The sequence below is a fragment of the Nonomuraea sp. C10 genome (genome assembly GCF_008017515.1).
GTDB lineage: Bacteria > Actinomycetota > Actinomycetes > Streptosporangiales > Streptosporangiaceae > Nonomuraea > Nonomuraea ferruginea.
In genome coordinates, this window is the sequence record NZ_VPFF01000003.1 from 1,801,124 (window position 1) to 1,825,110 (window position 23,987).

Consider the following 23,987-nt stretch of genomic DNA (forward strand, 5'->3'; position numbering starts at 1 on the left):
CCCCCGTACGTCCGACATCTCAGGGGGAGGGAGGGCGTGTGGACTTCTGGGGGACCATCCTCGTCCTGATCAGACGCTGGTACGTGGCCCTGCCGGCTTTTCTGCTGGCCCTCGGCGGCGCCTTCTATGCCTACACCACGATCCCGGTCACCTACACCACCACCGCCGTGCTCGTGCTGACCGCGCCGACCACCGGCGGGATCCTGCCACCCGACCCCGACCAGCCCGTGCCCGAGGTCAACCCGCTGCTCAACTTCGACCACGGGCTGGACGTGGCCGCCTCGATGCTGATCAGCGTGATGAGCACGCCGGACATGGTGGCCGACATGGGCACGGCCGAGGGCGACACCGAGTACGCGGTCACCAACGGCACCAACAACCTGGAGTCGCTGGCGACCGGGCCGCTGGTGTTCGTCGAGGGGGAGAGTCGCACGCCGGAGGCGTCCGCGGCCATCGTCCGGCAGGTGATCGAGCGGGTCAGGCAGGAGCTCGACGTGCGGCAGCGGCAGGTGCACGCGCCGCCGGAGACGTACATCACGATCAGCGAGGCGGTGCCGCCGACCACGCCCGCGCCCCAGCAGGGCAGGAAGCTCCGCTCGGCGGCGGCGGCCCTCGGTCTCGGCGTGATCGCCGCCCTGACGGCGGCCTTCGCGGCGGAGAGCCTGGCGGCCCCGCTCCGCCGCCGCCGTCCCGGCCCCCAGCCCGAGGAGAGGGAACTGGTCGGCGCCGAGAAGGCAGGACCGTGACGGAAACGCGGGACAGGACGGCCGACCCCGCCCTCGGACCGCCCGACCGCGACGGGCGCGCGGATGGGGCGACGGTGGCGGCGGTGTTCGCCTTCGTGCTGCTGGTGGTGCCCGCGCGGCTGGTGCTGAAGTACCTGCCGTTGTCGCTCACGCCCGCGAACGTGGTCAGCCTGGTGGCCGCGCTGCTGTGGCTGTGCGCGCAGCTCACGCTCGCGCTCGGGGCGGCCAAGGGGCGTAATCCGGTACGTACCGCGCTGTTCGCCTACTTCACCGCCATGCTCGCCACGTACGGCTTCGCCACGGCCGGCCCGATGGAGTCGGACGAGCTCAACCTGGCCGACCACTCGTTCGTGCTCGTGGTGGCGATCGTCGGGCTGGCGCTGACCGTCTGTGACGGGGTGCGCGGGCTGCGGCGGCTGGACTTCGTGCTGAAGACGCTCGTCGTGGCCGGCGCGGTGATCGCGGTGATCGGCGCGCTCCAGTTCCTGTTCTCGGTCGACCTGACCCGGTTCATGGAGCTGCCGATCCTGCGCTACACGACCGAGGGCGACGCGTTCGTGCTGGAGCGGGCCGACCTGCGGCGGGTGGCCGCCACCACCGGGCATCCGATCGAGTTCGGCGTCACCTGCGCGATGCTGCTGCCGCTGGCCGTGCACTACGGCGTGCGGGCGCGGGCGCTCCGGGAGCCGGCGCTGCGCTGGTGGGTGTGCGCGCTGCTGATCGGGTGCGGGCTGATGTTCTCGGTGTCCCGCTCGGCGATGCTCAGCCTGGCCGTGGTGGGCGTGGTGCTGTTCGCGGGCTGGCCGGTCAGGCGGCGGCTCCAGGCGCTGGTGGCGGCGGCCGGGTTCCTGGTGGCGGTCCGCATAGCCGTGCCGGGGCTGCTGGGCACGTTCGTCGGCCTGTTCACCGACCTCGGCAACGACGAGAGCATCCAGTACCGCACCCACGACTACGCGGTCGCCGCGCAGCAGATCAGCCGCCACTTCTGGCTCGGCCGCGGGCTCGGCACCTGGTATGCGCCCAAGCACCAGATCTTCGACAACCAGTACATCCTGTCCATGGTGGAGACCGGGCTGATCGGCACGGCGGCGTTCGCCGGGCTGTTCCTCGTCGCGTGCTACGCGGCGCTGCGGTCGCGTTTCCTCAGCGCCGACGCTGTCACCCGCGACCTCGGGCTCACCGTGGCCGCCTGCCTGGTGGTGCCGCTGGCCGGGTCGTTCACGTTCGACCTGCTGTCGTTCCACACCGTGACGGGGATCTCGTTCCTCCTGGTCGGCGCGGCGGGCGCGCTGCTGCGCGCGGTACGCGCCGATCAGCTCGCGCCCTCGCAGGCCAGCGGGCCGACGATCGAGGTGACCCGATAGTTCGCGTCGATGGTCACCAGTTCGTTCCCGGCCCAGTCGGCACGGCCGCACTCGGAGTCGACCGGGCCGTACACCCACGACTTGTCGACGAGCTTGTTGCCGCGCACCACCTGCTTGCCGCGCGCGTTGCGCACCTGGATGCTGAACGTGCCGCCCATCACCAGGTTGCCGGTGACCACGACGTCCTCGGACTTCTCGTCCACCAGGAAGATCGGCGCGGTGATGTGCTCGGCCTCGCGCTGGTCGACGGTGTTGTGGTGGAAGGTCAGGCCCTTGCCGCCGTTGTAGGCCTGGATGCCGTCGGAGTGGTCGCCGGGGTTCGAGCAGAGTTTCACGTACGAGTCGCGGATGTCCACGGCGTCACCGGAGACGCGGAAGCCGTCGCTGTGGCCCTGGACGAGCACGCGGGTGGCGGTGTACTTGTCGTGGCCGATCGCGGGCAGCGGGCCGCAGGTCCTCGTGGTGCCGACGGTGGTGTCCGTGATCGTGAACCGGAACGAACGGTCGCCGTCGGCGTTGGTGACGTGCCCGTCGATGACGCTGTTCTTGATGGTGACGTCGTCCGCGTGGACGAGCAGGGGGCCGCGGATGTGCACGCCGTCGAGCACGGCCCCCGGTGTCTGGACCTTGTACGCGACGTCCTCGGTGTTGAGCGGGACCTCGGTCAGCCGGACACCCTTCGGCGCGCCCGTACAGGCCGGCGTGGGATGGTCGGGGCAGGAACTGCCGTCGGGCCTGACGATCGACGCCGACGGACTGGGCGCCGGCGGCGCGACCGTGGGCCGCGGCTCCGCCTGACATGCCGCCAGCAGCACCACCATCGAGATGACCACGACGGCCGCACAGCCCGGAACCGGTGTGGTGGGGTGGGCGCTCACGGGCATCACCTCTCAGCCGCCGAGCCGGCGCGACAGGTCGGCCCAGGAGCCCGCGCGCAGGTCGCGGTCGCTCACTTCGGTCACCGGCAGGGGCCACGCTATCTTGAGATCCGGATCGTCGTACCGGACCGCGAGATCCTCCGCGGGGTCGTGCTCGCGGTCGATGCGGTAGCAGGTGTCGGCGGGCTCCGTCAGCGCCTGGAAGCCGTGCAGCAGCCCGGGCGGCACGTACAGGACGGTGAAGTCCTCGTCGTCCAGCCGCACCGCCATCCGCCTGCCGAAGGTCGGCGAGCCGGGCCGGGCGTCCACCAGCACGTCGTGGATCGCGCCCCGGGCGCAGCGCACCAGCTTGGCCTCACCCTGCCCACCGCGCCCGTGCAGCCCTCTGACGGTGCCGCGGACCGACCTCGACTGGCTGTCCTGGATGAACGTCTCCGGCTTCAGCCCCGCCTCGGCGGCCACGGCGGCGTCGAACGTCCGGGTGAACAGGCCGCGCCGGTCCCGGTGCGGCACCGGCCTGAACAGCAGAACCCCGTCGATCTCGCCCGATTCCACTCTCAAGCTGTCTCCTTCCGAAAGGCGGTGTGATGAAGCCGACGGTCAGCGTGGTGATCCCGGCCCACGACGAGGCGGGCGTGATCGCGGCGAACCTGGACACGTTGCTGGCGGGGACCGGGCCCGGCGAGTTCGACGTGATCGTGGTGGCCAACGCCTGCACGGACGGCACCGCGCGGGCCGCCGCCCGGCCGGGCGTGCGGGTGCTGGAGACCTCGCGACCGGGCAAGGTGGAGGCGCTGCGCCTGGGTGACGACGCCTGCCGCGCCTTCCCGCGCGTCTACCTGGACGCGGACGTGCGGCTGGACGCGAAGTCGGTGCGCGCGCTGGCCGGGGCGGCGTCCAGGCCGGGGGTGCTGGCCTGCGCGCCGGTGCCCGAGTGGGACCTGGCGGGGACGGGGCGGGTCGTCCGGCGGGTGCACCGGGTGCACGACCGGCTGATCGCGCCGTCCCGGGCGCTGGCCGGGGTGGGGGTCTACGTGCTGACCGAGGAGGGACACCGGCGGGTGTTCCCGCTGCCCGACGTGATCTCCGACGACGGCTACGTGGACGGCTCCTTCACCGGCGACGAGCGCGTGGTGGTGACCGAGGCCAGGTCGGTCGTCCGGCCCGCCCGCACGGTCCGCGCCCACCTGGCCCGCCGGGTGCGGGTCAGGCAGGGCAACCGGCAGCTCGCCCGCCTCGGCCTGCAGGCCCGCTCGCTGCGCGCCGGAGCCCTGCGCGACCTCCTCGCCGCCCGCGAGGTGAGCGCCCTCGACGCCGCCTGCTACCTGGCGGTCCTCGCCGCCGACCGCGCCCTCACCCTCCTGAGAGGCGGGAAGACGACCTGGGGTACGGACACCGGCACCCGAAGCGGGCAACCCGCGTAGCACGGCAGGGGTCACCGGGGGTCCGTGGCGGCTTCGTAGGCCGCGAGGAGGGCCTTCTTGGAGTGGGTCCACGACAGCGGCCCCGTCACGCGCTCCCTGCCGATCTCGCCCATGCGGCGTCGTTCGGAAGGGTCGTCCAGCAGCCGCGCGATGAGCTTGGCGAACTCCGACTCGTCGTTGGCCGGCGCGTACAGGGCCGCCTCGCCCGCCGACACCCGCGCCTCCCGCAGCTCGAAGGAGACGATCGGCCGGGCCATCGCCATGTACTCCATGACCTTGTTCATGGTGGAGACGTCGTTGAGCGGATTCAACGGGTCCGGCGACAGGCAGACGTCGGCCGTCGACAGATAACGCATCAGGTCCGAGTCCGGGATCCGCCCGGTGAACTCGACGGCCTCGCCCAGCCCCAGCTCGCGGGAGAGCGCCACCATCGCGTCGAAGGTGTCGCCGCCGCCGACGAACACCGCGTGCCAGTCGGTCCGCCCGTGCTCGTCGCGGAGCCGCGCCAGGCTGCGCAGCGCGTAGTCGACCCCGTCCTGCGGCCCCATCACGCCGAGGTAGCACAGCAGGTACGGCTTGCCGCGGCGCAGCCCGGGCTCGGCGGGCACCTGGTGGAACCGCTCCACGACGGGCGCGCTGCGCACCACGAACACCTCGCCGGGCAGCTTGCCGCCGCGCGACAGCGCCACCTGCCGGTAGCTCTCGTTGGTGGCGATCACCACGTGCGCGGCCCGGTACGTGCGCCGCTCCAGCAGGCACACGGCCCGGTACAGCAGGTCGCGCCCCCGGCCGAAGCGCGACAGGTACAGCTCGGGCACCAGGTCGTGCTGGTCGAACACGAACCGGGTGCCCTTGCCTCGCATGGCCAGCGCCACCAGGAAGAACAGGTCGGGCGGGTTGCACCCGTGCACCACGTCGAAGCGCCCGAGCCGGCGGGCGATGCGGAAGGTGTGCCACAGCGCCGACCCGTACTCGCGCAGGTAGCCGACGGGTCCGCCGGTGGCGGCGCGGAGCGGGTAGCGGTGGATGCGCACGCCGTCGATCACCGCCTCGGCCTCGCGGTCCTGCTTGGCGCCCATCGGGCAGATGACGTGCACCTCCCAGCCCGCCTCGCGTAACGCGACGCTCTCCTGCCAGACGCGGCGGTCGAGCGGGACGGAGAGGTTCTCGACGAGGATGAGCGCTCTACCAGCCAATGCCCACGTAATCCCTTCTGTCCCGGTGTGTCGCGGCTCCGGGCACGCGCACGAGGTCGATCACCTTGCCGCGGAAGCCGTCCAGCCCGTCCAGCACGGCCGGATCCGTGCTGCCGATCACGCACACCTCCGCGTGGTCCAGCACCTCGGCCACCGAGTCGGCGAGCAGGTCGCCCAGGTGCGGCAGCCGCTCGGCGATGTACTCGCGGTTGGCCCCCATCAGCCGCGACATCGACACGTTGGCGTCATAGATGCGCAGGTCGTAGCCCTTGCCGAGGAGTCGTTCGGCCAGCTCCACCAGCGGGCTCTCGCGCAGGTCGTCGGTGCCCGGCTTGAACGACAGCCCGAACAGCCCGACCTTGCGCAGCCCCGGCGCGGTGACCAGGTCGAAGGCCCGCCGCAGGTGCGCCTCGTTGGCGGGCAGCACGTGCGACAGCAGCGGCACCGACACGTCCGCCTTGCGCGCCGCGTACACCAGGCCGCGCAGGTCCTTGGGCAGGCAGGAGCCGCCGAACGCGAACCCGGGCCGCAGGTAGGCCGGGCTGATGTTGAGCTTCCTGTCGGCCAGGAACACGTCCATGACCTGGTACGAGTCCACGCCGAGTGCCTGGCAGACCGCGCCCAGCTCGTTGGCGAAACCGATCTTGACAGCATGGAAGGCGTTGTCCGCATATTTCGTCATCTCGGCCACCGGGATCGGCACCCTGAACACCTCGCCCGGCAGCCCCTGGTACAGCCCGGCCACCACGTCCCCGCTGGCCGGATCCGACTCCCCGATCACCGTCTTCGGCGGCGCGAAGAAGTCGCGCACGCTCGTCCCCTCGCGCAGGAACTCCGGGTTGACCGCCACCCCGAAGTCCGCGCCCGCCCGCAGCCCGGAGGACAGCTCCAGGATCGGGATCAGCAGCTCGGCGCAGGTGCCCGGCAGCATGGTGCTGCGGAAGACCACGACGTGCCCGGGTCGCAGCGCCCGGCCGATCTGCTCGGCGACCCGCTCCAGGTAGGTGGTCGACAGGCTGCCGTTCGGCGCGGACGGGGTGCCGACGCAGACGAGGGAGAGGTCGCTGGACCCGACCGCCGCGGCGGCGTCCGAGGTGGCGCGCAGCCTGCCCTCCCGCACCGCCCGCTCGACCAGCTCGCCGATGCGTTCCTCGACGATCGGCGCCCGGCCGCCGTTGACCAGCTCGATCTTGGCGGGGTTGACGTCCACGCCCACGACCTCGTGGCCCATCGAGGCCAGGCACGCCGCCGACACGCACCCCACGTAGCCGAGCCCGAAGACGCTGATCCGCATGGCTTCCCCCGCTTGAAGAGCGTGCTGGACCGTGCAGAGGACGTTCGCGATCTTCCCCGCCTCCACCGGATATGTCGGGGATGTCCGTTGGAACGTTACGGATGTGTCCGAGTTCGGACAGATCTCACCATCGCCCGTGCCCGGGTCATCGCCACCGCCGCGGCCCGCCGCGCCGGATTCCGCGTCACCAACCCCTGGCACACCCAGGTCTCGCCGGTCTTGGCCCGGCGCTTGTACTCGTCCTCACCCCGGCCGAGGTCGATCCGGTCCACACCGAGCGTGGGCGCGGCGGCGACCAGCTCGCGCAGCAGCATCCAGCCGGGTGACAGCCGGGCGAACTCCGGGTCGTACACCGGGAACCACCAGTGCAGCACCCCGCCCGCGCGCAGCCCGAAGTGCGCGGCCACCAGCCGGGGCCCGGCGTGCAGCGTCGACAGCACCCCGCCGAACGACCCGTCGCGGGCGCCCAGCAGGCTCTCCAGCAGCCGCACCCGGTCCGGCTCGGCGAAGTAGTCGGCCGCGCCGGTGGCCGCGTACTGCGCCCGCTTGAGCGCGATCACCAGCGCGAGCGCGTCCCGGTCCCGCGAGTCGGCCTCGAACTTCACGGTGCCGTGCTCGCGCTCGGCCTTCGCGGCCCGGCGACGCGCCTGGTTCATGTTGTCCCTGCCGCTGCGCGAGGCCCGCCCCAGGTAGCCGGGCAGCCCGCCGGTGACGTCCAGGTACGGCGACGGCCTGCGCCCCAGCACCCACGGCCCGAACCCGGGCGCCGCCTCCACCAGGTGGTCGAACACGTATGCGGCGGTCCCCCTGGAGAGCAGCCCGAGCGGCCGGAACGGCGTCCCGGCGGCGAGCACCGGCCCCTGGAAGTCCGCGCCCGGCCAGCCGGCCGGCCGCAGCACCCGCCCGTCGCGGTGGTGCGGCACCAGCGCGTCGATCCCGCCGTCGCCCGTGCTCACGGCCACGTGCACGGGCCGCCCGCTCGCGTGCACGGCGGCGGCGAAGCCGGGATGGAAGTACGGGCTGTCCAGCGCGGGGTTGGCGGCCCGCAGCGCGTGCCAGGCGTCGAGCTCGGCGGCGGAGAGCCCGTCGAACGGCACGGTCCGCATGGCCGGAGCGCGGCTCATTGCGGCAGCGCCGTCATCCGGCGCGACGGCCGCACCAGGGCCGCGACGGAGGCGCGCGAGGTGCGCCGGCCCGCGAGCGCGCGCACGGACTCGCCGCCCAGCACCGCCAGGTAGTAGGCCAGCCCGGCCAGCGGCCCGTGCCGCCGCCGGTACAGGCGCACCTTGTTGACCACCAGCAGGGCGGCCAGCGTGGGGTCGATCCCCGAGTCGCCGCCGATGTGCTCGATGACCGACGCGGGCTCGTACCAGGTGGTCCAGCCCAGGTCGGCGGCGCGCAGGCAGAAGTCCGTCTCCTCGCTGTAGAGCAGGAACGACTCGTCCCAGGGCCCCGCCTCGCGGATCACCCGAGGCGAGATCAGCATGGCCGCCCCCGTCGCCCAGGCGTACGCCCCCGGCCGCGCGTAGTCGCGCGGGTCCGTCACCAGCTCGCCCAGCCGCCCGACGCGGCCCGCCAGGCTGCCGCCGATCACCGCCTCCACCAGCGCCCGCCCCACGGTCGGCCGCCTGCGCAGCGACGGCTGGAGCGAGCCGTCCGGGTTGACCATGTACGGCACCGCGATGCCCCGGCCCGGCTCGCGCAGGCACGCCAGCAGCGGCGCGACGGCCCCGGGCCGCAGCCGGCAGTCGGGGTTGAGCACGTACACGCCGTCGACCGCGTCCAGGTCGAGCGCCGCGATCCCGGCGTTGACCGCCGCCGCGTAGCCCGCGTTCCTGCCGGTCTGCACCACCCTGACCGGCGGCCCGGCCCGCTCGGCGACCGCGACGGAGCCGTCCTTCGAGGCGTTGTCGGCCACCACCACGTCCACGAGCTCCACGCCCTCGGCCCCGGCGGCGAGCGAGTCCAGGCAGCCGCCGAGCACGCCGGCGCTGTTGTAGGTGACGATCACCACGGCGACCCGGCCCATCAGCGCATCCGCTTGTAGAGCCGCGTGGCGAGCTTGGCCGCCCGTCGGGGGAGCGACGGGCCGCCCAGCACCCGCGCGATCCAGCCGCGGTCCAGGTCGTGGCGGAGGCTGGTGCGCGGCTGCAGCCAGGAGCCCGGCCGGGCGCGTCCGCCGTCACTGGTGTACGCGCGGGTCACGCCCATGCGCCTGAGCCGGTTCAGCACCAGCCGGTCGTAGGAGCCGAACGGGATCGCCACCCGCGACACCGGCTCGCCGACGAGCTGCCCGAGCAGGTGGTGCGCGGCCGACAGCTCCTCGGCCGCCTCCCGCGTGCCCAGGGTGCGCCAGTCGCGGTGCGCCCAGCCGTGCGAGCCGATGCGCATGCCCGCGCCGAGCAGCTCGCGCACCCCGTCGGAGTCCAGCCGGCCCGGCTCGCCGAGCAGCCCGGCCAGCACGAAGAACTCGGCCTTCAACCCCCGCTCGACCAGCCTGGGCAACGCGATCTCCACGTCGGACAGGTTCCCGTCGTCGAACGTGAGCCGCACGTCGGGCCGGCCCGCCACGGCGTCCACCACCTGCTCGAACTGGGCCACGCTCACCCAGGTGTCTCCCTCGCCCGGGTCCAGCTCGCGGGTGGTGCGGCCGATGCCGTGCACGGTCAGGTTGGTCACCGCACGCATCCCGCCCCCTGCGTCAGTAGTCGCCAGGAGGGATATCGGCGTCCGAGATGCGGCGTTACAGACTTTCTGCGTACCAAGCGACGGTACGGCGCAGTCCTTCCTCCAGCTCCGTGGCCGGTCGCCAGCCCAGCACCCGCTCCGCCGGGCCCGGGTCGGAGCGCTGCGTCCGGTCCAGCGGCCGGGCCGCGACCGCGCCGAACCGGGGCCGCGCCGCGCCGCCCACCACCCGGGCGAGCAGCTCCACGGTGTCGCGGATGGAGACCGGCTCGGCCGTGCCGACGTCGAGCACCTCGCCGGCCGCCCCGCCCGCCCCGGCCAGCACGAACGCGTCCACCACGTCCTCCACGTACACCCAGGTCACCATCCTGGTGCCCGAGGTCAGCTCCGGGTCGCGGCCGCGCAGCAGCTCCAGCGTCGCGTACGGGATCAGCCTGGACGTCTCCCGCTGGCCCGGCCCGTACACCATCGCCACCCGCAGCACCGACACCGGCACCTGCCAGAGCGCGTGGAACATGCGGGCGTAACCGGTGGCCGCCGCCTTGGCGGCGGCGTACGGTGAGCCGGGCGCGAGGCCGTCGCGCGGCTCCTCCACCGACCCGGCGAGCACCACGCTGCGTACGGGGGAGCCGGTGACGGCGGTGAGCAGGTTGACCGCGGCGGTGAGGTTGGCCGCGAGCGTGGGCGCCACGACGCCCGGCTCCCGCACCCCGGTCACCTCGCTGGCCAGGTGGAAGACCACCTCGGGGGCGGTCTCCGCGACCAGCTTCGCGGTGGCGGCCGGGTCGCCCAGGTCGGCGGCGTGCCAGCGCTCGCCGTGCCCGGAGACGTCCGGCGGGCGGCGGCTGACCGCGTGCACCCGCGCCCCCAGCTCCGCCAGCCGCCTGACCAGGTGCGCGCCGATGAACCCCGTCGCGCCCGTGACCAGCGCCGGCGTGCCTTCCCACATGTGCGCCTCCTAGTCGTGCCGTTCGGGTTCGGGGATCGGCCCGCCGGTGTCGTGCCACACGTTGCCGCCGCCGTCCGCCAGCTCCGACGCGGTGCTGAGCAGGATCGGGCAGTCGTACGCGGACGCCCGGCCGAACCGGTTGCCGGTGACGTGCTGACCGCGCAGCGGGCGGCCGAGCGGCGTGTGGTCGATGTTCACCACGCACGCGCCGCCGTCCAGGTAGTTGTCCTCCACGCGCAGGTCGTCGGCCGAGGACTGGACGGCGGCGTTGGGGTCGCGGGTGGTGGACAGGTCGATCGTGTTGTGCTCCAGCGTGACGCCGGTCTGGTCGGCGAACGCCTGGACGCCGTCGTTGTGGGTCGGGCCGCCGCCCTGGTCTGGGTCCTCGGGGAACCAGCTCAGGTCGTGGATGTAGGAGTCGCGGACGAGGGTGCCCGTGTGCGCCTTGATCCCGTCCACGGTGCCGGTGAACTCCGACCTGAGGATGCTGGTGTGCGCGGCCCAGATGCCGTCGACCGACGGAGACGGGTGAGCCGGCCGGAACTCCGAGTCCTCGATCACCGTGTCCCGAGCATGCTCGGTGTCGAGCAGCGGCCGCACCCTGTCGGCCTTCCCCCCGAGAAACCGGCACTTCCTGAACGTGACACCCCGCCCGGTCACCGTCACGAACCCACGGAACTCCCTGCCCTCCACCACCTCACCGTCCACGGCGAACGTCCGATCCCCAGCCACCACCACAAGCTCCGTCCCCACCGGCACCCCCGTACTACCCGCATCCGGAAACCCATCCGGCACCCATCGCCCAGCCCCGGTCTCCCCCTCCGTCACCACCGCTCCGTCGCTCACCCCCGCCCCCTCCAGCGGCTTCTCCCGCCCCTGCCCACCCGCCAGCACCACGACGATCACCACCAGCGCGACAACCCCCACCGCGCCAACCCCCCACCACACCTTCACCCCGGCATCCTCACCCGAGACCCACCCCCCACACCAGATCCCCCACCACCCCGGCGGATGCGGTTGCGGCGGCTCGCGCCGGATCCCGCGCACGCCCCGCCGCTCCGGTGAAGGCGGTTGCGGGGCTCGCGCCAGATTGCACCAAGGCCCCACCGCACCTCACCAGCGGCTCGCCGTGCGGGAGTTCACGCCGGATAGCGCCCATTTCCATCCCACCCCGCTGCTCCGGTGGAGGTGGTGGCGGCGGCTCGCGCCGGACTCCTCGCCCCGCTACTCCGGCTGAGGCGTCCGTGGGGAGCTCGCGCGAAATCTCCCCCACGCCGTTCCGTTGGAGGTGGTTGAGGGCCCGCCTTGGACCCCGCGCACCTCCCGCCTCCCACCGCTCCAGCGGAGGCGGTTGTGGTGAAGCCCACGCGATCTCACCCACGCTCCACCGCACCGCCCTGGCGGGTGACCGTGGGGGAGTTCGCGCCGGATGGCACCCATTTCCCGCCCCGCCCCACCTCGCCTCACCGCTCCGCCGGAGGCGGTTGTGGAGGGCTCGCGCCAGATCCCCCTGGACCGCTCCGGTGGGGGTCACTGTTGCGGTGTGAGCGACTGAGGGGTTCGGTGGAAGCCCACGCTCGGCGAGGGGAGCGCGAGCGGGGGCGGTTGTGGGGCGTTGCACCGGTATCCCGCTCACGTCACGCCTCGCTGGATCCGGAGGAGGCGGCTGTGGTGGAAGCGTCGTACCGTGCCGGATCCAGAGGAGGTGGCTGTGGGGGAAGCGCCGTACCGGGGGTTTCCCCCTTGTGGTGGGTCAGCGGGGGCGGCGGGCGCAGTGGGGGCAGCCTGAGGTGGGGCGGCGGGTGGGACGGTGGTGGTGGTCGGCGCGGGTGAGGGTGAGGGAGGCGTCGCTGGTGAGGATCGCCGCCTCCAGCCGGCGCAGTTCGGGCGACGGTTCCAGGCCGAGGTCGTTGGTGAGGATGTGCCACCCGTCGCGGTAGACCTCCAGCGCCTCCGCCTGCCGCCCAGCCCGGTACAGGGCGAGCATCAACTGACCGCGGAACCGTTCCCGCAGCGGATGTTCACGGACCAGCCCGGTGAGCTCCCCGACGAGGTCGGCGTGCCGGTGCAGCCGCAGGTCGGCGTCCACCCGGTCGGCGAGCGCGGCCAGCCGCTCCTCCTCCAGCCGGGTGGCCTGGGCGTGCAGGAGCGGCAGGTCGTCCAGCCCCGACAGCGCCTGCCCGCGCCACAGCCCCAGCGCCGCCCGCAGCAGCTCGCCGCCCTTGCCCACGTCACCGCTCTTGAACGCCTGCCGCCCCTCCTTGACCAGCTCCTCGAAGCGCCACGCGTCCACCGCGCCCGGTGGCACCCGCAGCAGGTAACCGGCCGAGTCGTGGACGATCTCCGCCTCCGGCCCGAGAGTCCGCCTGAGCCGGAAGAGCTGCAGCCGCAGCCGCCGATGCCCGGCGTCCGCGGCCTCCCCGCCCCAGAGCGCGTCGATCAGCGCGTCGCTGCGCACCACCCGGCCCCGATGGCAGAGCAGCAGGGCCAGGAGGGTGCGCTGCTTGGCGGAGCGCACGGGTAAGCGCTGGCCTTGCGAGACCACCTCCAGCGCACCCAGAATTCCGAACTGCATGGGCTCCCCTTCCCGTGCCGTTCCCGATCCCTCAGTTATAGAGCCAACACTTGCCGTCACCTTGCCTGTTTTGCGGGAAACCTCCTTGAAACCCGAGTGAAACCCGCCGTCCGCACACTCGGGGCTTGCCGACGACGGATTGCTCGGCATTTCTACGGCTTATCGGGGGCCAGGGCTTAGACGGGTGATACGAGTGGGTTCTTTTCGGCTGTCCAAGAACAAAAATCTGGTACGTTCCAGCAGAATGCTCGCGCTGGCCGGCGTAGTCACGCTCGTTTCGGGGCTATTCGTAGCCCATTCAGAGCCGGCCGAATCCGCGCCCAAAGACCGGTCCCACAGCCACGCCCCGCTGCGCGGCGAAGTGGAACGTCCCAAAGTGGAAATACCGGACCCTTTGCCGAAAAAGCAGGGCAAAGTGAAGCTCGATCGGTCCGCCCGCGCCGCCACCACGGCCGAGGCCCTCGCCGCCGCGGCCACCGACAAGGTCGAGCTGCGCGCCCTCGTCATCGCCGTGGACGGCGACGACTGGGGCGAGGACACCTGGAAGGCCACCCTGGACCGGGTGGGCGCCGCCTACGACGTCCTCCACAGCAGGACCGAGCCGCTCGCCGACCTGATCGCCGCCGACGGCACCGGCCGCTACAACGCGATCCTGCTCACCAGCAACAGCCTGCTCTACGAGGACGGCGGCTCCTATCTCAGCGGTCTCGACGCCGGCGAATGGAACGCTCTATGGGCGTACGAGCGCGACTACGGCGTCCGCCAGGTGTCGCTCTACACCGCGTACGGGACCTGGCCTGAGGATTACTGCCTGCGGGCCGGCAGCGAGGGCGGCGTCGGCGACACGCCGATCAGCACCGCGCTGACCCCGGCCGGCGCGGGCGTGTTCGACTACCTGCGCGGCGGCGTGAACGTGCCGATCTCGCTGTCGTACCTCTACCGCGGCACGATCGCCGCCGGCTGCGCCGCCGACCCGCTCATCACCAGCGGAACCGACGTGCTGGGCGTGCGCAGCACCTCGACCGACGGCCGCGAGCGGGCCGCGCTGACCTTCACCTCCAACCAGTACCTGCCGCAGGCCGACCTGCTCACCTTCGGGCTGTTCCGGTGGGCGACCAGAGGGCTGTACCTGGGCGAGCAGCGGCACTACCTGAACGCCGACGTGGACGACTGGTTCAGCTACACCGACCACCTGCTCGCCAACGGCACCGTCGACTCCGATCCCGGCTTCCGGATGAGCAGGAGCGACGCCGTCAGCACGTACCAGCAGCAGAACTCCTTCCGCACCGCGCACCCGCTGGCCGGCGGCTTCAAGCTCAACATCGCCTACAACGGCGACGGAGCCGGCCTGAACGTGCCCACCCTGTGCCTGCTGCCCCCGCTGCTCACCGACGGGCTGACCGCGTACTCGCGCTGCCGCGCGTCGTCGTTCACCTGGATCAACCACACGTTCAGCCACCCGAAGATGAACGACGCCGACTACGCGACCAGCTATGCCGAGATCGAGGACAACCTCACCATCGGCTCCGCGCTCGGCTTCACCGTCGACCCGACCGTGCTCAAGACCGGCGAGTACTCGGGCCTGGGCGTCTACCACCCGGACCCGGACAACGACATCGACCCCCCGACCGACCACGGCCTGGCCGCGTCCAACGCCGACCTGCTGCAGGCCGCGGCCGACCTGGGCGTGAAGTATCTCCACGGCAACATGTCGTTCGCCAGCCACCGGCCCGCGTGCTTCAACTGCGGCATCCGCCACCCGCTGAAGCCGTCGGTCATGGTGGTGCCTGACTGGCCGACGAACATCGCGTACCACACGACCACGCCGGCCGAGCAGACGCTGTTCTACAACTCCTACTACGGGCCGAACGGCAGGTTCCCGTACTGGCCCGTCGACCAGACCTACAGCCAGGTCCTCGACCACGAGAGCAACGTGGCCATGCAGCACGTCATGTCGGGATCGGTGTACACGCACACGTTCCACCAGGGCAACCTGCGGAACTACGGCGGCAACAAGAACCTCGTCTTCGACTGGCTGAACGCCGTGATGGCCAAGTACGAGGGCTACTACGGCGTCCCGCTGCTCACGCCCGACTGGGGCGGGCTGGCCGGCTACGTCGAGGACCGGACCGTCCACTTCGACGACCTGGCGGACGTGCGCGCCGTGTACGACAGGACAGCCGGGACGATCACGTTCACCGCCTCGGCCGACGCCGAGGTGTTCGCCACCAACGCCGCCGCGGCCGGCGCGGCCACGTACGGCACCGACAAGATCGCCCACCTCGACCTGGCCGCGGGCGTCCCGCTCACCGTCAACGCGAGCGTGCGCCCGTGAAAGTGACGCTCGTGTCCGAGGGCACGTACCCGTTCGCGATGGGCGGCGTCAGCGTGTGGATGGACCAGCTCATCAAGGGCATGCCGGACTACCGGTGGGACGTCGTCACGATGACCGTGGACGGCGCCGAGCGGCCGGTGTGGGATCTCCCGCCCAACCTGGAGCAGGTGATCAACCTCCCGCTGTGGAAGGGCGGCCACCGGCGGTCCGGCCGCCCGCCCGGGCGGGAGTTCGCCGAGGCGTACGAGCGTTTCCTGCAGATCGTGCTCACCCCCGCCGTCATGGGCGCGGGCAGCGCGGAGTTCCTGTCCGTGCTGGAGTCGCTCTACCGGTACGCGCACGACGGCGGTGACCTGGTCGGCGCGCTCGTCGCCAACGACTCGCTCAGCCAGCTCATGGACGCGTGGTACTGGAACAGGACCGACGGCATCAACCTGGCCGACGCGATCGTGGCCGCCGACCTGATGGGCCACATGCTGCGCCCGCTGGCCGAGCCGCCGCTGCGCACCGACCTGACCCACGTGGCCATGAACGGTCTCAGCATGCTCGTCGCGATGACCGCCAAGTGGCAGCACAGCACCCCGGTCGTCCTCTCGGAACACGGCGTCTACCTGCGTGAACGCTACCTGCAGTACGTGCACGAGCCCGTCTCGCACGCGGTCAGGGTGCTGCTGCTGAGCTTCTTCCGCAGGCTGGCCGGCGCCGCCTACGTGGCGGCCGACCGGATCGCGCCGCACTCCTCGTACAACCGGCGCTGGCAGCTCCACAACGGCGCCGACCCTGACCGGATCCGGGTCATGTACAACGGCGTCGACCCGGACGACTTCCCGCTCGCCGAGACCGAGCCCGACGAGCCGACGCTGGTCTTCATGGGCCGGGTGGACCCGCTGAAGGACCTGCACACGCTGATCAGGGCGTTCGCGATCGTGCACGACAAGATCCCGAAGGCGAAGCTGCGCATCTTCGGCGGCGTGCCCGCGGGCAACGAGAGCTACCACCAGAGCTGCCTGGAGCTCATCGACGAGCTGGACCTGGAGGGGGCGGCGGTGTTCGAGGGCCGGGTGTCCACCCCGGTCGACGCCTACCACGCGGGCAGCGTCGTCGCGCTGACCAGCATCTCCGAGGGCTTCCCCTACACCGTCGTGGAGGCCATGGCCTGCGGCAGGACCGTGGTGTGCACGAACGTCGGCGGCGTCGCGGAGGCGGTCGCCGACGCCGGGCTGATCGTGCCGCCGCGCGACCACGTGGCCGCCGCCGACGCCGCCGTGCGGCTGCTCCAGGACGCCCCGCTGCGCCGCCGCCTCGGCGCGATCGCCCGCGGCCGCGTCCTGGAACGTTTCACGCTCCGGCAGTCGCTGGACGACTACCGCGCCGTCTACACGGAGCTGTGGCCGTGACGGCGACCAGGGACGACGGACAGGCACACCCGATCGACGCCCTCATCGAGCCCATGGACGCGAGCCTGGCCCGCGCCGTGGAACCCCTCCAGGTGGCTGCCATCCTGGAGAGCGAGGGCCTCAACGACAAGATCGCCCGCGAGCGGTACGGGCACACCGACGTGTTCTCGCTGGCCGAGACCGCGTTCTCGCGGGTGGCGGCCAAGGCCGTGCCGCCGGTGCCCGACGCGCCGCTGCGCCGGGCCAGGCCGACCGCGCAGATCCTGCACGGCCTGCTGTACGGGCTGCCCGCGGCGCTGCTGCCCGCCGCCTCCGGCCTGGTCGGGACCCAGTGGCTGATGCCGGGGCTGGTGTTCACCACCGGGATCGGCTGGGTGCTCGGCAGCTCCGCCGCCCAGATCGCCTACACCCTCATGGGACGCGGCTGCCCGCGCTCGGCCGGGCGCGTGCTCCGCACCGGGCTGGTGATCGGCGTGGGCTGCGCGGCGCTGACGGCCACCGGGCTCGCCCTGGGCATGGGCGCGCCCGTGGCGCTCGTCGCCCTCTGCGTCACGCAGATCGCGTTCCAGATCTCGTCCGGGATCCTGCTCTTCTACCGGCGCGAGGCCTGGCTCGCCGCGATGATGATGCCCGCCGTGCTGGCCGGGATCGGCTACATCGGCGTCGCCGACCGCTTCGTCGGCCTGCTGACCGTCTGCCTCGGCGTGATCTGCGTCGCCGCCGTCGTCGGCGCCGCGATGCTGCTCACCCTCGCCACCCCGGACAAGGGGGAACAGCCCGCCGCCGAGCCGCCGCTGCGCACGCTGCTGCGCGCCAACCTGCGCGGTCTGCCGCCCGCCTTCCTCTACAGCCTGCTCACCGCGCTCTTCCTGCTCCAGGCCGAGGCCAGGTACGTGCTCGACAGGAGCGACATCGCCATCGCCGGGGCCGGGCTGGTGCTCGGCATGGGCGTGCTGGAGTACCGGGCGCACGTCTTCGACGACGACGCCAGGGCGGCGATCCGGCGGGTGAGCTACCCGGCCGAGTTCACCTCGCACGGCCGGTGGCTGCTCGCCAAGGGCGTGCTCGCCTGCCTGGTCACGCTGTCCGTGCTGTCGGCGCTGCCGCTGGCGTTCCTGCACGCGACCGGCCGGCTGTCGGACGCGAGCGTGGTCATGGCGGCCGCGCACGTGGTCGTCGGGACCGCCTACTTCGTGGCCTTCCTGCTGGCCAACCAGGGCAAGGTCAGGCACCTGTGCGCGGCGCAGGCGCTCGCCCTGGCCGTCCATCCGGGGGCGCGCCCGTTGCTGTCCGGAGCGCCGCCGGTCCTGGCCGACGTGCTGCTCTTCCTCGTCGCCGGCCTCGTCTTCTTCCTCATCCTGCTCGTCCCGATGGCCGTGAGCCTGCGGGACGTGCAGCGGTACCGCTGATCCACAGGAGGGAACCAGCATGCACGTCGTCATACTCGCGGGCGGCAAGGGGGTCCGCCTGCGCCCGTACACCTCCGCCCTGCCCAAGCCGCTGGTGCCGATCGGTGAGGAGTACGCGATCCTCGACATCATCCTCCAGCAGCTCACCCATCAGGGGTTCACGCACGCCACGCTGGCGGTCGGCCACCTCAGCCCGCTCATCCGCGCGTTCGTCGGCGACGGCTCGCGCTGGGGGCTGTCGGTCGACTTCACCGAGGAGCTGGCTCCGCTGTCGACGATCGGGCCGCTGTTCCCGATCAGGGACCGGCTGCCGGAGCACTTCCTGGTGATGAACGGCGACGTGCTCACCACCCTGAACTACGCCGACCTGCTGGCCCGGCACGTCGCCTCCGCGGCGCCGCTGACCGTGGCCACCTCGCCGCGCGTCGTCAAGATCGACTTCGGCGTGCTGGAGGCCAGCGGCGGCCGGATCGTCGGCTTCCGCGAGAAGCCGCTGCTCAGCTACCTGGTCAGCATGGGCGTGTACGCGCTGTCCAGGGACACCATCGCCCACTACCCCGAGGGGATGCCGTTCGGCTTCGACGACCTCGTCCTCGACCTGCTCGCGCGGAACAGGCCGCCGGGCATCTACGAGTTCGACGGCTACTGGCTCGACATCGGGCGGCCCGACGACTACGACGAGGCCAACGCGCGCTTCGACGAGATCAGGCCGCAGCTGCTGCCGTCCAGGGATCCGGTGCGATGACGGACGTCCTGCTCTTCGGCGCGTCCGGCTTCCTGGGGCGGCAGGTCAGGGACCTGCTGACGCGGGACGGCCGGGTGTCCGGCCTGCACTGCCCCGGCCGGGCGGACCTGGACCTGCTCGCCGCCCGGCCCGCCGACGTGGCCGGCCTGCTGCGCGCCGTCCGCCCGTCCGTCGTGCTCAACTGCGCCGGGCGGATGTCCGGCGGGTACGACGAGCTGATGCGGGGCAACGCGCTGGCCACCGCCGTCATCATCGAGGCGATGGCCCAGGTCGCGCCCGGCGCCCGGTTCGTCCGCCTGGGCTCGGCCGCCGAGTACGGGCCGACTCCGCCCGGCCACGCGGTCCACGAGCAGGACCCGGCCCGGCCGGTCAGCGGCTACGGCATCAGCCACCTGGCCGGGACCCAGCTGGTCGAGCAGGCCGCCGCCGACGGCCGGGTCGACGGGGCGTCGCTGCGGATCTTCAACCCGGTCGGGCCGGGCCTCACCGGCGAGAGCGTGCTCGGCCGGGCCCGCGATCTCCTCGCGAGCGGGGTGCGCGACCTCGACCTGGGCCCGCTCGGCGCGTACCGCGACTTCGTGGACGTGCGCGACGTGGGCCGCGCCGTCGTGAGCGCCGCCTTCGCGCCCGACCTGCCCGAACGGGTCTTCAACGTGGGCGGCGGCCGGGCCGTCTCCGTCCGCGAGGCGATCGCCCTGCTCGCGGGCGAGGCGGGCTTCACCGGCGAGATCCGCGAGAGCGCACCCCCCGCCGGCCGCTCGGCCACCGTCACCTGGAGCCGCGCCGACCTCACCCGCATCGGGAACGTCCTCGGCTGGCAACCCGAGTTCCCCCTGCCCGACTCGATCAAGGCCATGCTATGAGCGCCCCAAGCCTCACACCGGCTTCCTCCCGCCCGAGCCTGCCGGTAAGGGCGAAGGGGGAACGCGAGCCAGGCGGTTCCACACGACCGCGCCCGTCGGCGGGTGTGGTGTGGGGACGCAGGTCGAAGGGGATCGCGCGTTCGCTTCTGCGATCTCCGCGATCTCTCGCGTCGGGTGGGTTCCCGCGGCCGGGTCCTGAGGTCCGGGGGCGCGCGCCGGGCCGTCCTGCGCGGCCGCGTGTGTCGGTGGCGCCGGTGTTGGTGGTCGGGGCGGCGTTGGTGGTGCTGGGGGGATGTGTCCGGGCTGCGCCCGCGCCCGCTGAAGGCCGGGGGGCGCCGGAGTTGGGGGATGTGGCGTCGTTCACGTATGTGTTGCAGGGGTATCCGAAAGGGCGGCTGGACGGGGTCGCGCGGGCGCCGCAGCGGCTCGCCGTCGTCGATCTGTCCCGTGACGGCACCGTCGCGGGGTACTTCACCCGCGACGAGATCGCCCGCGTACGCGCCACCGGGAAGCTGGTGCTGGCGTACTTCGAGATCGGCTCCATCGAGGAGTTCAGGACGGACTTCGCCGAGGTCGACCAGGACCTGCTCCTGCACACCTGGCCCGACTGGCCGGACGAGCACTTCGCCCGCTACTGGGAGGAGCGCTGGTGGGAGCAGGTCGTCCGCCCCCGGCTCGACCGGGCGCTGGAGACCGGCTTCGACGGCGTCTACCTCGACACCCCGCTCGCGTACGAGGAGATCGACCTGGCGAGGGTGCCCGGCGAGACCCGCGCCACCCTGGGCCGGAAGATGGCCGACCTGGTCATCCGCATCAGCCGCCACGCCAAGGAACGCCGCCCCGGATTCGCGATCGTCCCGCAGAACTCCCCGGAGCTGCGGCACTTCCCCGGGTACGCGGACGCGATCGACGGCATCGGCATGGAGGAGCTGTTCTTCCGCGCCACCGACGACCCCTGCCGCGAGGAGTGGTGCGACCAGAACCTGGCCGACACCCTCGCGCTGAAAGCCCTGGGCAAGGCCGTGCTCGCCACCGACTACGCCGTGGACCCGGCGAACGTCGAGGCCGCCTGCGCCCATTACCGCAGGCACGCAATCGCGGGAAACGTCACCGTGGTCGACCTCGACCGCGTCAGCCCGCCTTGTGCATCCAAGTGAGAGGAAAGGAGCGTCCGATGCCGAAGACAGTCGGCGTGGTAGGCATGGGCTACGTGGGTCTGACGCTGACCGCGGCCATGGCACGCAACGGCTACACCGTGGTCGGGGTCGACACCAGCGCCCCCGTGGTCGAGGCGCTGTCCAGCGGCCGCGTCCACGTCTACGAGCCAGGGGTGGCGGAGACCTTCGCCGAGCTCCTCGGCGAGCGCATCTTCGTCGGCGACCACCTGCCGGCAGAGCCGCTCGACGCGGTCATCCTGTCCGTGTCCACGCCGGTGGACTTCCCCACGGGCACCCCACGGCTGGAGAACCTGGCCGCCGCCGCCGAGGAGGTCGCCCGCCGGTGCGACCCGGACACGCTGGTCGTGGTCCGCAGCACCGTCCCGATCGGCACCAGCCGCGACGTCGTGCTGCCCGCCCTGGCCGCCCGCTGGGCCCGCCCCCGGCTCGTCATGGCGCCCGAGCGCACCATCCAGGGCCAGGCGCTGCGCGAGCTGGTCGAGCTGCCCCAGGTGATCGGCGGCCTGGACGAGGAGAGCCTGCGCGCCGGCGTCGAGCTGTTCGCCGGGCTGGCCGACCAGATCGTCCCCGTCTCCAGCCTGGAGACCGCCGAGATGGTCAAGCTGTCGAACAACTGCCACACCGACGTCATCTACGCCTTCGGCAACGAGCTGGCCCTCATCGCCGAGCAGCACGGGCTGGACCCGCTGGAGGTCATCAGGGCCACCAACCTCGACTATCCCCGGCCTGACCTGGCCAAGCCCGGCTACGTGGGCGGCGGCTGCCTGACGAAGGACCCGTACCTGATGCTCGCGAGCATGTCGCGCAGACCGTACCTGGTGAGCCGGGCGCGGGCGCTCAACGAGAGCCTGCCCGGGCACGTCGCCGAGCGGGTCGTCGGCCTGGTCCGCGAGGAGTTCGGCCGCACCGAGGGGGTCCGGCTGTCCGTGCTCGGCTGGGCGTACAAGGGCTGGCCCGCCACCGACGACATGCGCGGCACCCCGATCGCGGACATGATGCCCGTCTTCACCGCCGCCGGGCTGACCGTACGGGGTCACGACCCGCTGGTCGCCGACGAGGTCATCCGCCGCTACGGCGGCGAGCCGGTCAGCCTGGACAAGGCGTTCGCCGACGCCGACGCCGTGATCGTGATCAACGACCATCCGGACTACCGGGAGATCGAGGTCGACGACAAGCTGGCCGGGTCGGGCGTGCGGGTGCTGTTCGACTCGTGGCGCATCCTCGACGAGGCCGCCGTCACGGCGCGCGGCGTCCGCTACGCCGGCATCGGCTACCGCACGAAGGGGCGCGTGTCATGAGGGCCCTGCTGCTCGGCGGCGCCGGGTTCATCGGCCTCCACCTGGCCGCGCGGCTGCTCGAAGCCGGGCACGAGGTCACCGTGGTCGACGACTTCTCCCGCGGCCGCCGCGACCCCACGCTGACCCGGCTCGCCGGCCAGGTCGAGATCAGGTCGGCCGACCTAACGGATCCGGCCTCGTACGCGGCCCTGGAGCATCGCTGGGACCACGTCTACATGCTCGCCGCCGTGGTCGGCGTGCGGAACGTCGAGTCCGATCCGGCCCGGGTGATCAGGGTCAACACGCTGGCCCTGATGCACCTGCTCGACTGGATCGCCCCCGGCACGCGGCTGTTCTTCGCCTCCACCAGCGAGGCGTACGCGGGCGGCGTCAGCGCCGGCGTGGTGCCCGTGCCCACGCCGGAGAGCGTGCCGCTGATGATCGAGGACGTCGGCTCGCCGCGCCACACCTACGCCATCTCCAAGATGCTGGGCGAGGCGGCGGTCCTGCACACCGCCCGGGCCAGGGGGTTCGCCGCCGTCGTCGGCCGCTTCCACAACGTCTACGGCCCGCGGATGGGCGCCGACCACGTCATCCCCGAGCTGTCGCTGCGCGCCATGCGGGGCGAGGACCCGTTCGACCTCTACGGCGCGGACCAGAGCCGGGCCTTCTGCCACGTCGACGACGCCACCGACGCCGTGATCACGCTCATGGACACCCCCGAGGCGGCCGGACGGATCGTGCACATCGGCGACGACACGGAGGAGACCAACATCGGCGACCTGGCCAAGCTCGTGCTGCGGATCGCCGGGATCAGCCCCGCCGTCCGCGAGCTGCCCGCCCCGGCGGGATCGGTCGCGCGCCGCTGCCCCGACCTCACGCTGCTGCGCCGGCTCACCGGGTACGAGCCGCGCGTCCGGCTGGAGGAAGGCGTGCGCAGGACGTACGCCTGGTACCGGGAGTCGTGGACGACATGACCAGGCCGATCGCGTTCTACTACGGGGCGGGGGAGGTGGACCGGCTCTCCGGCTTCGACATGGTCGTCCTGCAGGCCGACTTCTACTCGCGGACCGAGCTGGACCTGCTGCGCGAGCGCGGCGTGCGGACGCTCGGCTACCTGTCGCTGACCGAGGACGTCGGGCCGTCCGCGCCGTGGCACCGGGAGGAGCGCAACCCCGACTGGGGCGGCGCGTTCGTGCACGTGGGCGACCCGCGCTGGGTGGCGCACGTGGTCGACCAGGCGGTCCAGGCCATGGACAAGGGCTTCCACGGGCTGTTCCTGGACACGCTCAACATCGAGCACAACTACCCGGACGACCTGCCCCACCTGCTGCTGCTGATCGCCGCCGTCCAAGAGGAGGCCAGGCCCGGCTACCTGCTGGCCAACCGGGGGTTCGGGCTGCTGCCCGAGCTGGCCGACCTGGTGGACGGCGTGCTCTTCGAGTCCTTCTCGGCCCGCTGGGTGGACACCGAAAGCTACGCGCCCTGGCCTGACGACGTGCTGGAGGCGCACGCCACCGTCGCCGAACGCCTGCTCGGCCTCGGGCTCGACCTGTACGCGCTGGACTACGCCGACAGCGACGAGCTGACCGACTTCGCCTGCCGCCGGGCCAGGGAGTTCGGCATGCTCTGCTTCGTCAGCGACCGGGTGCTCTCACGCATCTGAGGCGCC

22 protein-coding genes are annotated in these 23,987 nt (G+C 72.3%); 12 read left to right on the top strand and 10 right to left on the bottom strand.

Annotated elements, in window-relative coordinates:
* The first annotated feature begins 38 nt into the window (after positions 1-38).
* Together FR742_RS40300 and FR742_RS40305 are read left to right on the top strand one after the other, a co-directional pair.
* Positions 39-746 carry a hypothetical protein gene (locus FR742_RS40300; RefSeq protein WP_148036451.1) on the top strand — a complete coding sequence of 236 codons (708 nt, stop codon included), beginning with the start codon at positions 39-41 and terminating at the stop codon, positions 744-746.
* Entirely contained in the window at positions 743-2,110 is a 1,368-nt protein-coding gene (locus tag FR742_RS40305) for an O-antigen ligase (RefSeq protein WP_148036452.1), read from the top strand. Before FR742_RS40300 ends, FR742_RS40305 begins: the two co-directional genes overlap by 4 nt.
* Here FR742_RS40305 and FR742_RS40310 read toward each other — a convergent pair.
* Both FR742_RS40310 and FR742_RS40315 read right to left on the bottom strand, forming a co-directional pair.
* Positions 2,059-2,988 carry a hypothetical protein gene (locus FR742_RS40310; RefSeq protein WP_148036453.1) on the bottom strand — a complete coding sequence of 310 codons (930 nt, stop codon included), beginning with the start codon at positions 2,986-2,988 and terminating at the stop codon, positions 2,059-2,061. The genes FR742_RS40305 and FR742_RS40310 overlap by 52 nt on opposite strands.
* A gap of 12 nt (positions 2,989-3,000) precedes the next feature.
* Positions 3,001-3,543 (bottom strand): dTDP-4-dehydrorhamnose 3,5-epimerase family protein, encoded by a 543-nt coding sequence (locus FR742_RS40315; protein ID WP_261809117.1) that lies wholly within the window; start codon positions 3,541-3,543, stop codon positions 3,001-3,003.
* A gap of 32 nt (positions 3,544-3,575) precedes the next feature.
* On the opposite strand from FR742_RS40315, the gene FR742_RS40320 reads away from it, so the two are divergent.
* Positions 3,576-4,412, top strand: coding sequence for a glycosyltransferase family 2 protein (locus tag FR742_RS40320; protein WP_148036455.1), 837 nt, complete (start codon positions 3,576-3,578; stop codon positions 4,410-4,412).
* 11 nt (positions 4,413-4,423) lie between these two features.
* Here the strand turns inward: FR742_RS40320 and FR742_RS40325 are convergent, their stop codons facing one another.
* The 8 genes from FR742_RS40325 to FR742_RS40360 form a co-directional block, all read right to left on the bottom strand.
* Positions 4,424-5,608 (bottom strand): glycosyltransferase family 4 protein, encoded by a 1,185-nt coding sequence (locus FR742_RS40325; protein ID WP_148036456.1) that lies wholly within the window; start codon positions 5,606-5,608, stop codon positions 4,424-4,426.
* A complete protein-coding gene (locus FR742_RS40330) occupies positions 5,598-6,902 on the bottom strand; it encodes a nucleotide sugar dehydrogenase (RefSeq protein ID WP_148036457.1) in 1,305 nt (434 codons plus the stop codon). Before FR742_RS40330 ends, FR742_RS40325 begins: the two co-directional genes overlap by 11 nt.
* A 95-nt stretch (positions 6,903-6,997) precedes the next feature.
* Positions 6,998-8,026, bottom strand: coding sequence for a GNAT family N-acetyltransferase (locus FR742_RS40335; protein WP_261809044.1), 1,029 nt, complete (start codon positions 8,024-8,026; stop codon positions 6,998-7,000).
* Entirely contained in the window at positions 8,023-8,931 is a 909-nt protein-coding gene (locus tag FR742_RS40340) for a glycosyltransferase family 2 protein (RefSeq protein WP_148036458.1), read from the bottom strand. The genes FR742_RS40335 and FR742_RS40340 overlap by 4 nt, the downstream gene beginning before the upstream one ends.
* A complete protein-coding gene (locus FR742_RS40345; protein ID WP_148036459.1) occupies positions 8,931-9,590 on the bottom strand; it encodes a polysaccharide deacetylase family protein in 660 nt (219 codons plus the stop codon). Before FR742_RS40345 ends, FR742_RS40340 begins: the two co-directional genes overlap by 1 nt.
* A gap of 55 nt (positions 9,591-9,645) precedes the next feature.
* A complete protein-coding gene (locus FR742_RS40350) occupies positions 9,646-10,536 on the bottom strand; it encodes an NAD(P)-dependent oxidoreductase (protein ID WP_148036460.1) in 891 nt (296 codons plus the stop codon).
* A 9-nt stretch (positions 10,537-10,545) separates the two neighbouring features.
* A complete protein-coding gene (locus tag FR742_RS40355) occupies positions 10,546-11,463 on the bottom strand; it encodes a hypothetical protein (RefSeq protein WP_148036461.1) in 918 nt (305 codons plus the stop codon).
* 826 nt (positions 11,464-12,289) lie between these two features.
* On the bottom strand, positions 12,290-13,111 hold the full coding sequence (locus FR742_RS40360; RefSeq protein WP_187281598.1) for an AfsR/SARP family transcriptional regulator: 822 nt from the start codon (positions 13,109-13,111) through the stop codon (positions 12,290-12,292).
* A gap of 415 nt (positions 13,112-13,526) precedes the next feature.
* Here FR742_RS40360 and FR742_RS40365 point away from each other — a divergent pair, with 415 nt between their 5' ends.
* From FR742_RS40365 to FR742_RS40405, 9 genes are all read left to right on the top strand, one after another.
* The gene (locus FR742_RS40365; RefSeq protein ID WP_222709272.1) at positions 13,527-15,446 is read left to right on the top strand and encodes a hypothetical protein; all 1,920 of its coding nucleotides are present in this window, start codon (positions 13,527-13,529) and stop codon (positions 15,444-15,446) included.
* A complete protein-coding gene (gene pelF / locus FR742_RS40370) occupies positions 15,443-16,843 on the top strand; it encodes a GT4 family glycosyltransferase PelF (RefSeq protein WP_148036464.1) in 1,401 nt (466 codons plus the stop codon). Before FR742_RS40365 ends, pelF begins: the two co-directional genes overlap by 4 nt.
* Entirely contained in the window at positions 16,840-18,252 is a 1,413-nt protein-coding gene (locus FR742_RS40375; protein ID WP_148036465.1) for a hypothetical protein, read from the top strand. Before pelF ends, FR742_RS40375 begins: the two co-directional genes overlap by 4 nt.
* Positions 18,253-18,271: 19 nt before the next feature.
* Positions 18,272-18,997: a sugar phosphate nucleotidyltransferase gene (locus tag FR742_RS40380; protein ID WP_148036466.1), complete on the top strand. Its 726-nt coding sequence runs from the start codon at positions 18,272-18,274 to the stop codon at positions 18,995-18,997.
* Positions 18,994-19,860, top strand: a complete 867-nt coding sequence (locus FR742_RS40385; RefSeq protein ID WP_222709273.1) for an NAD(P)-dependent oxidoreductase — start codon at positions 18,994-18,996, stop codon at positions 19,858-19,860. The genes FR742_RS40380 and FR742_RS40385 overlap by 4 nt, the downstream gene beginning before the upstream one ends.
* 350 nt (positions 19,861-20,210) lie before the next feature.
* On the top strand, positions 20,211-21,017 hold the full coding sequence (locus tag FR742_RS40390; RefSeq protein ID WP_222709274.1) for an endo alpha-1,4 polygalactosaminidase: 807 nt from the start codon (positions 20,211-20,213) through the stop codon (positions 21,015-21,017).
* A gap of 17 nt (positions 21,018-21,034) precedes the next feature.
* Positions 21,035-22,336, top strand: a complete 1,302-nt coding sequence (locus FR742_RS40395) for a nucleotide sugar dehydrogenase (RefSeq protein ID WP_148036469.1) — start codon at positions 21,035-21,037, stop codon at positions 22,334-22,336.
* Positions 22,333-23,292 carry an NAD(P)-dependent oxidoreductase gene (locus tag FR742_RS40400; protein WP_148036470.1) on the top strand — a complete coding sequence of 320 codons (960 nt, stop codon included), beginning with the start codon at positions 22,333-22,335 and terminating at the stop codon, positions 23,290-23,292. Before FR742_RS40395 ends, FR742_RS40400 begins: the two co-directional genes overlap by 4 nt.
* On the top strand, positions 23,289-23,981 hold the full coding sequence (locus FR742_RS40405; RefSeq protein WP_148036471.1) for an endo alpha-1,4 polygalactosaminidase: 693 nt from the start codon (positions 23,289-23,291) through the stop codon (positions 23,979-23,981). Before FR742_RS40400 ends, FR742_RS40405 begins: the two co-directional genes overlap by 4 nt.
* The last annotated feature ends 6 nt before the right edge of the window (positions 23,982-23,987 follow it).

Excerpts from the sequence above, each read along its gene's own strand:
- FR742_RS40400 (WP_148036470.1), top strand. The coding sequence starts at position 22,333 with ATGAGGGCCCTGCTGCTCGGCGGCGCCGGGTTCATCGGCCTCCACCTG.
- FR742_RS40330 (WP_148036457.1), bottom strand. The coding sequence starts at position 6,902 with ATGCGGATCAGCGTCTTCGGGCTCGGCTACGTGGGGTGCGTGTCGGCG.
- FR742_RS40380 (WP_148036466.1), top strand. The coding sequence starts at position 18,272 with ATGCACGTCGTCATACTCGCGGGCGGCAAGGGGGTCCGCCTGCGCCCG.
- FR742_RS40340 (WP_148036458.1), bottom strand. The coding sequence starts at position 8,931 with ATGGGCCGGGTCGCCGTGGTGATCGTCACCTACAACAGCGCCGGCGTG.
- FR742_RS40320 (WP_148036455.1), top strand. The coding sequence starts at position 3,576 with ATGAAGCCGACGGTCAGCGTGGTGATCCCGGCCCACGACGAGGCGGGC.
- FR742_RS40360 (WP_187281598.1), bottom strand. The coding sequence starts at position 13,111 with ATGCAGTTCGGAATTCTGGGTGCGCTGGAGGTGGTCTCGCAAGGCCAG.
- FR742_RS40350 (WP_148036460.1), bottom strand. The coding sequence starts at position 10,536 with ATGTGGGAAGGCACGCCGGCGCTGGTCACGGGCGCGACGGGGTTCATC.
- FR742_RS40385 (WP_222709273.1), top strand. The coding sequence starts at position 18,994 with ATGACGGACGTCCTGCTCTTCGGCGCGTCCGGCTTCCTGGGGCGGCAG.
- FR742_RS40335 (WP_261809044.1), bottom strand. The coding sequence starts at position 8,026 with ATGAGCCGCGCTCCGGCCATGCGGACCGTGCCGTTCGACGGGCTCTCC.
- FR742_RS40405 (WP_148036471.1), top strand. The coding sequence starts at position 23,289 with ATGACCAGGCCGATCGCGTTCTACTACGGGGCGGGGGAGGTGGACCGG.
- FR742_RS40395 (WP_148036469.1), top strand. The coding sequence starts at position 21,035 with ATGCCGAAGACAGTCGGCGTGGTAGGCATGGGCTACGTGGGTCTGACG.
- FR742_RS40345 (WP_148036459.1), bottom strand. The coding sequence starts at position 9,590 with ATGCGTGCGGTGACCAACCTGACCGTGCACGGCATCGGCCGCACCACC.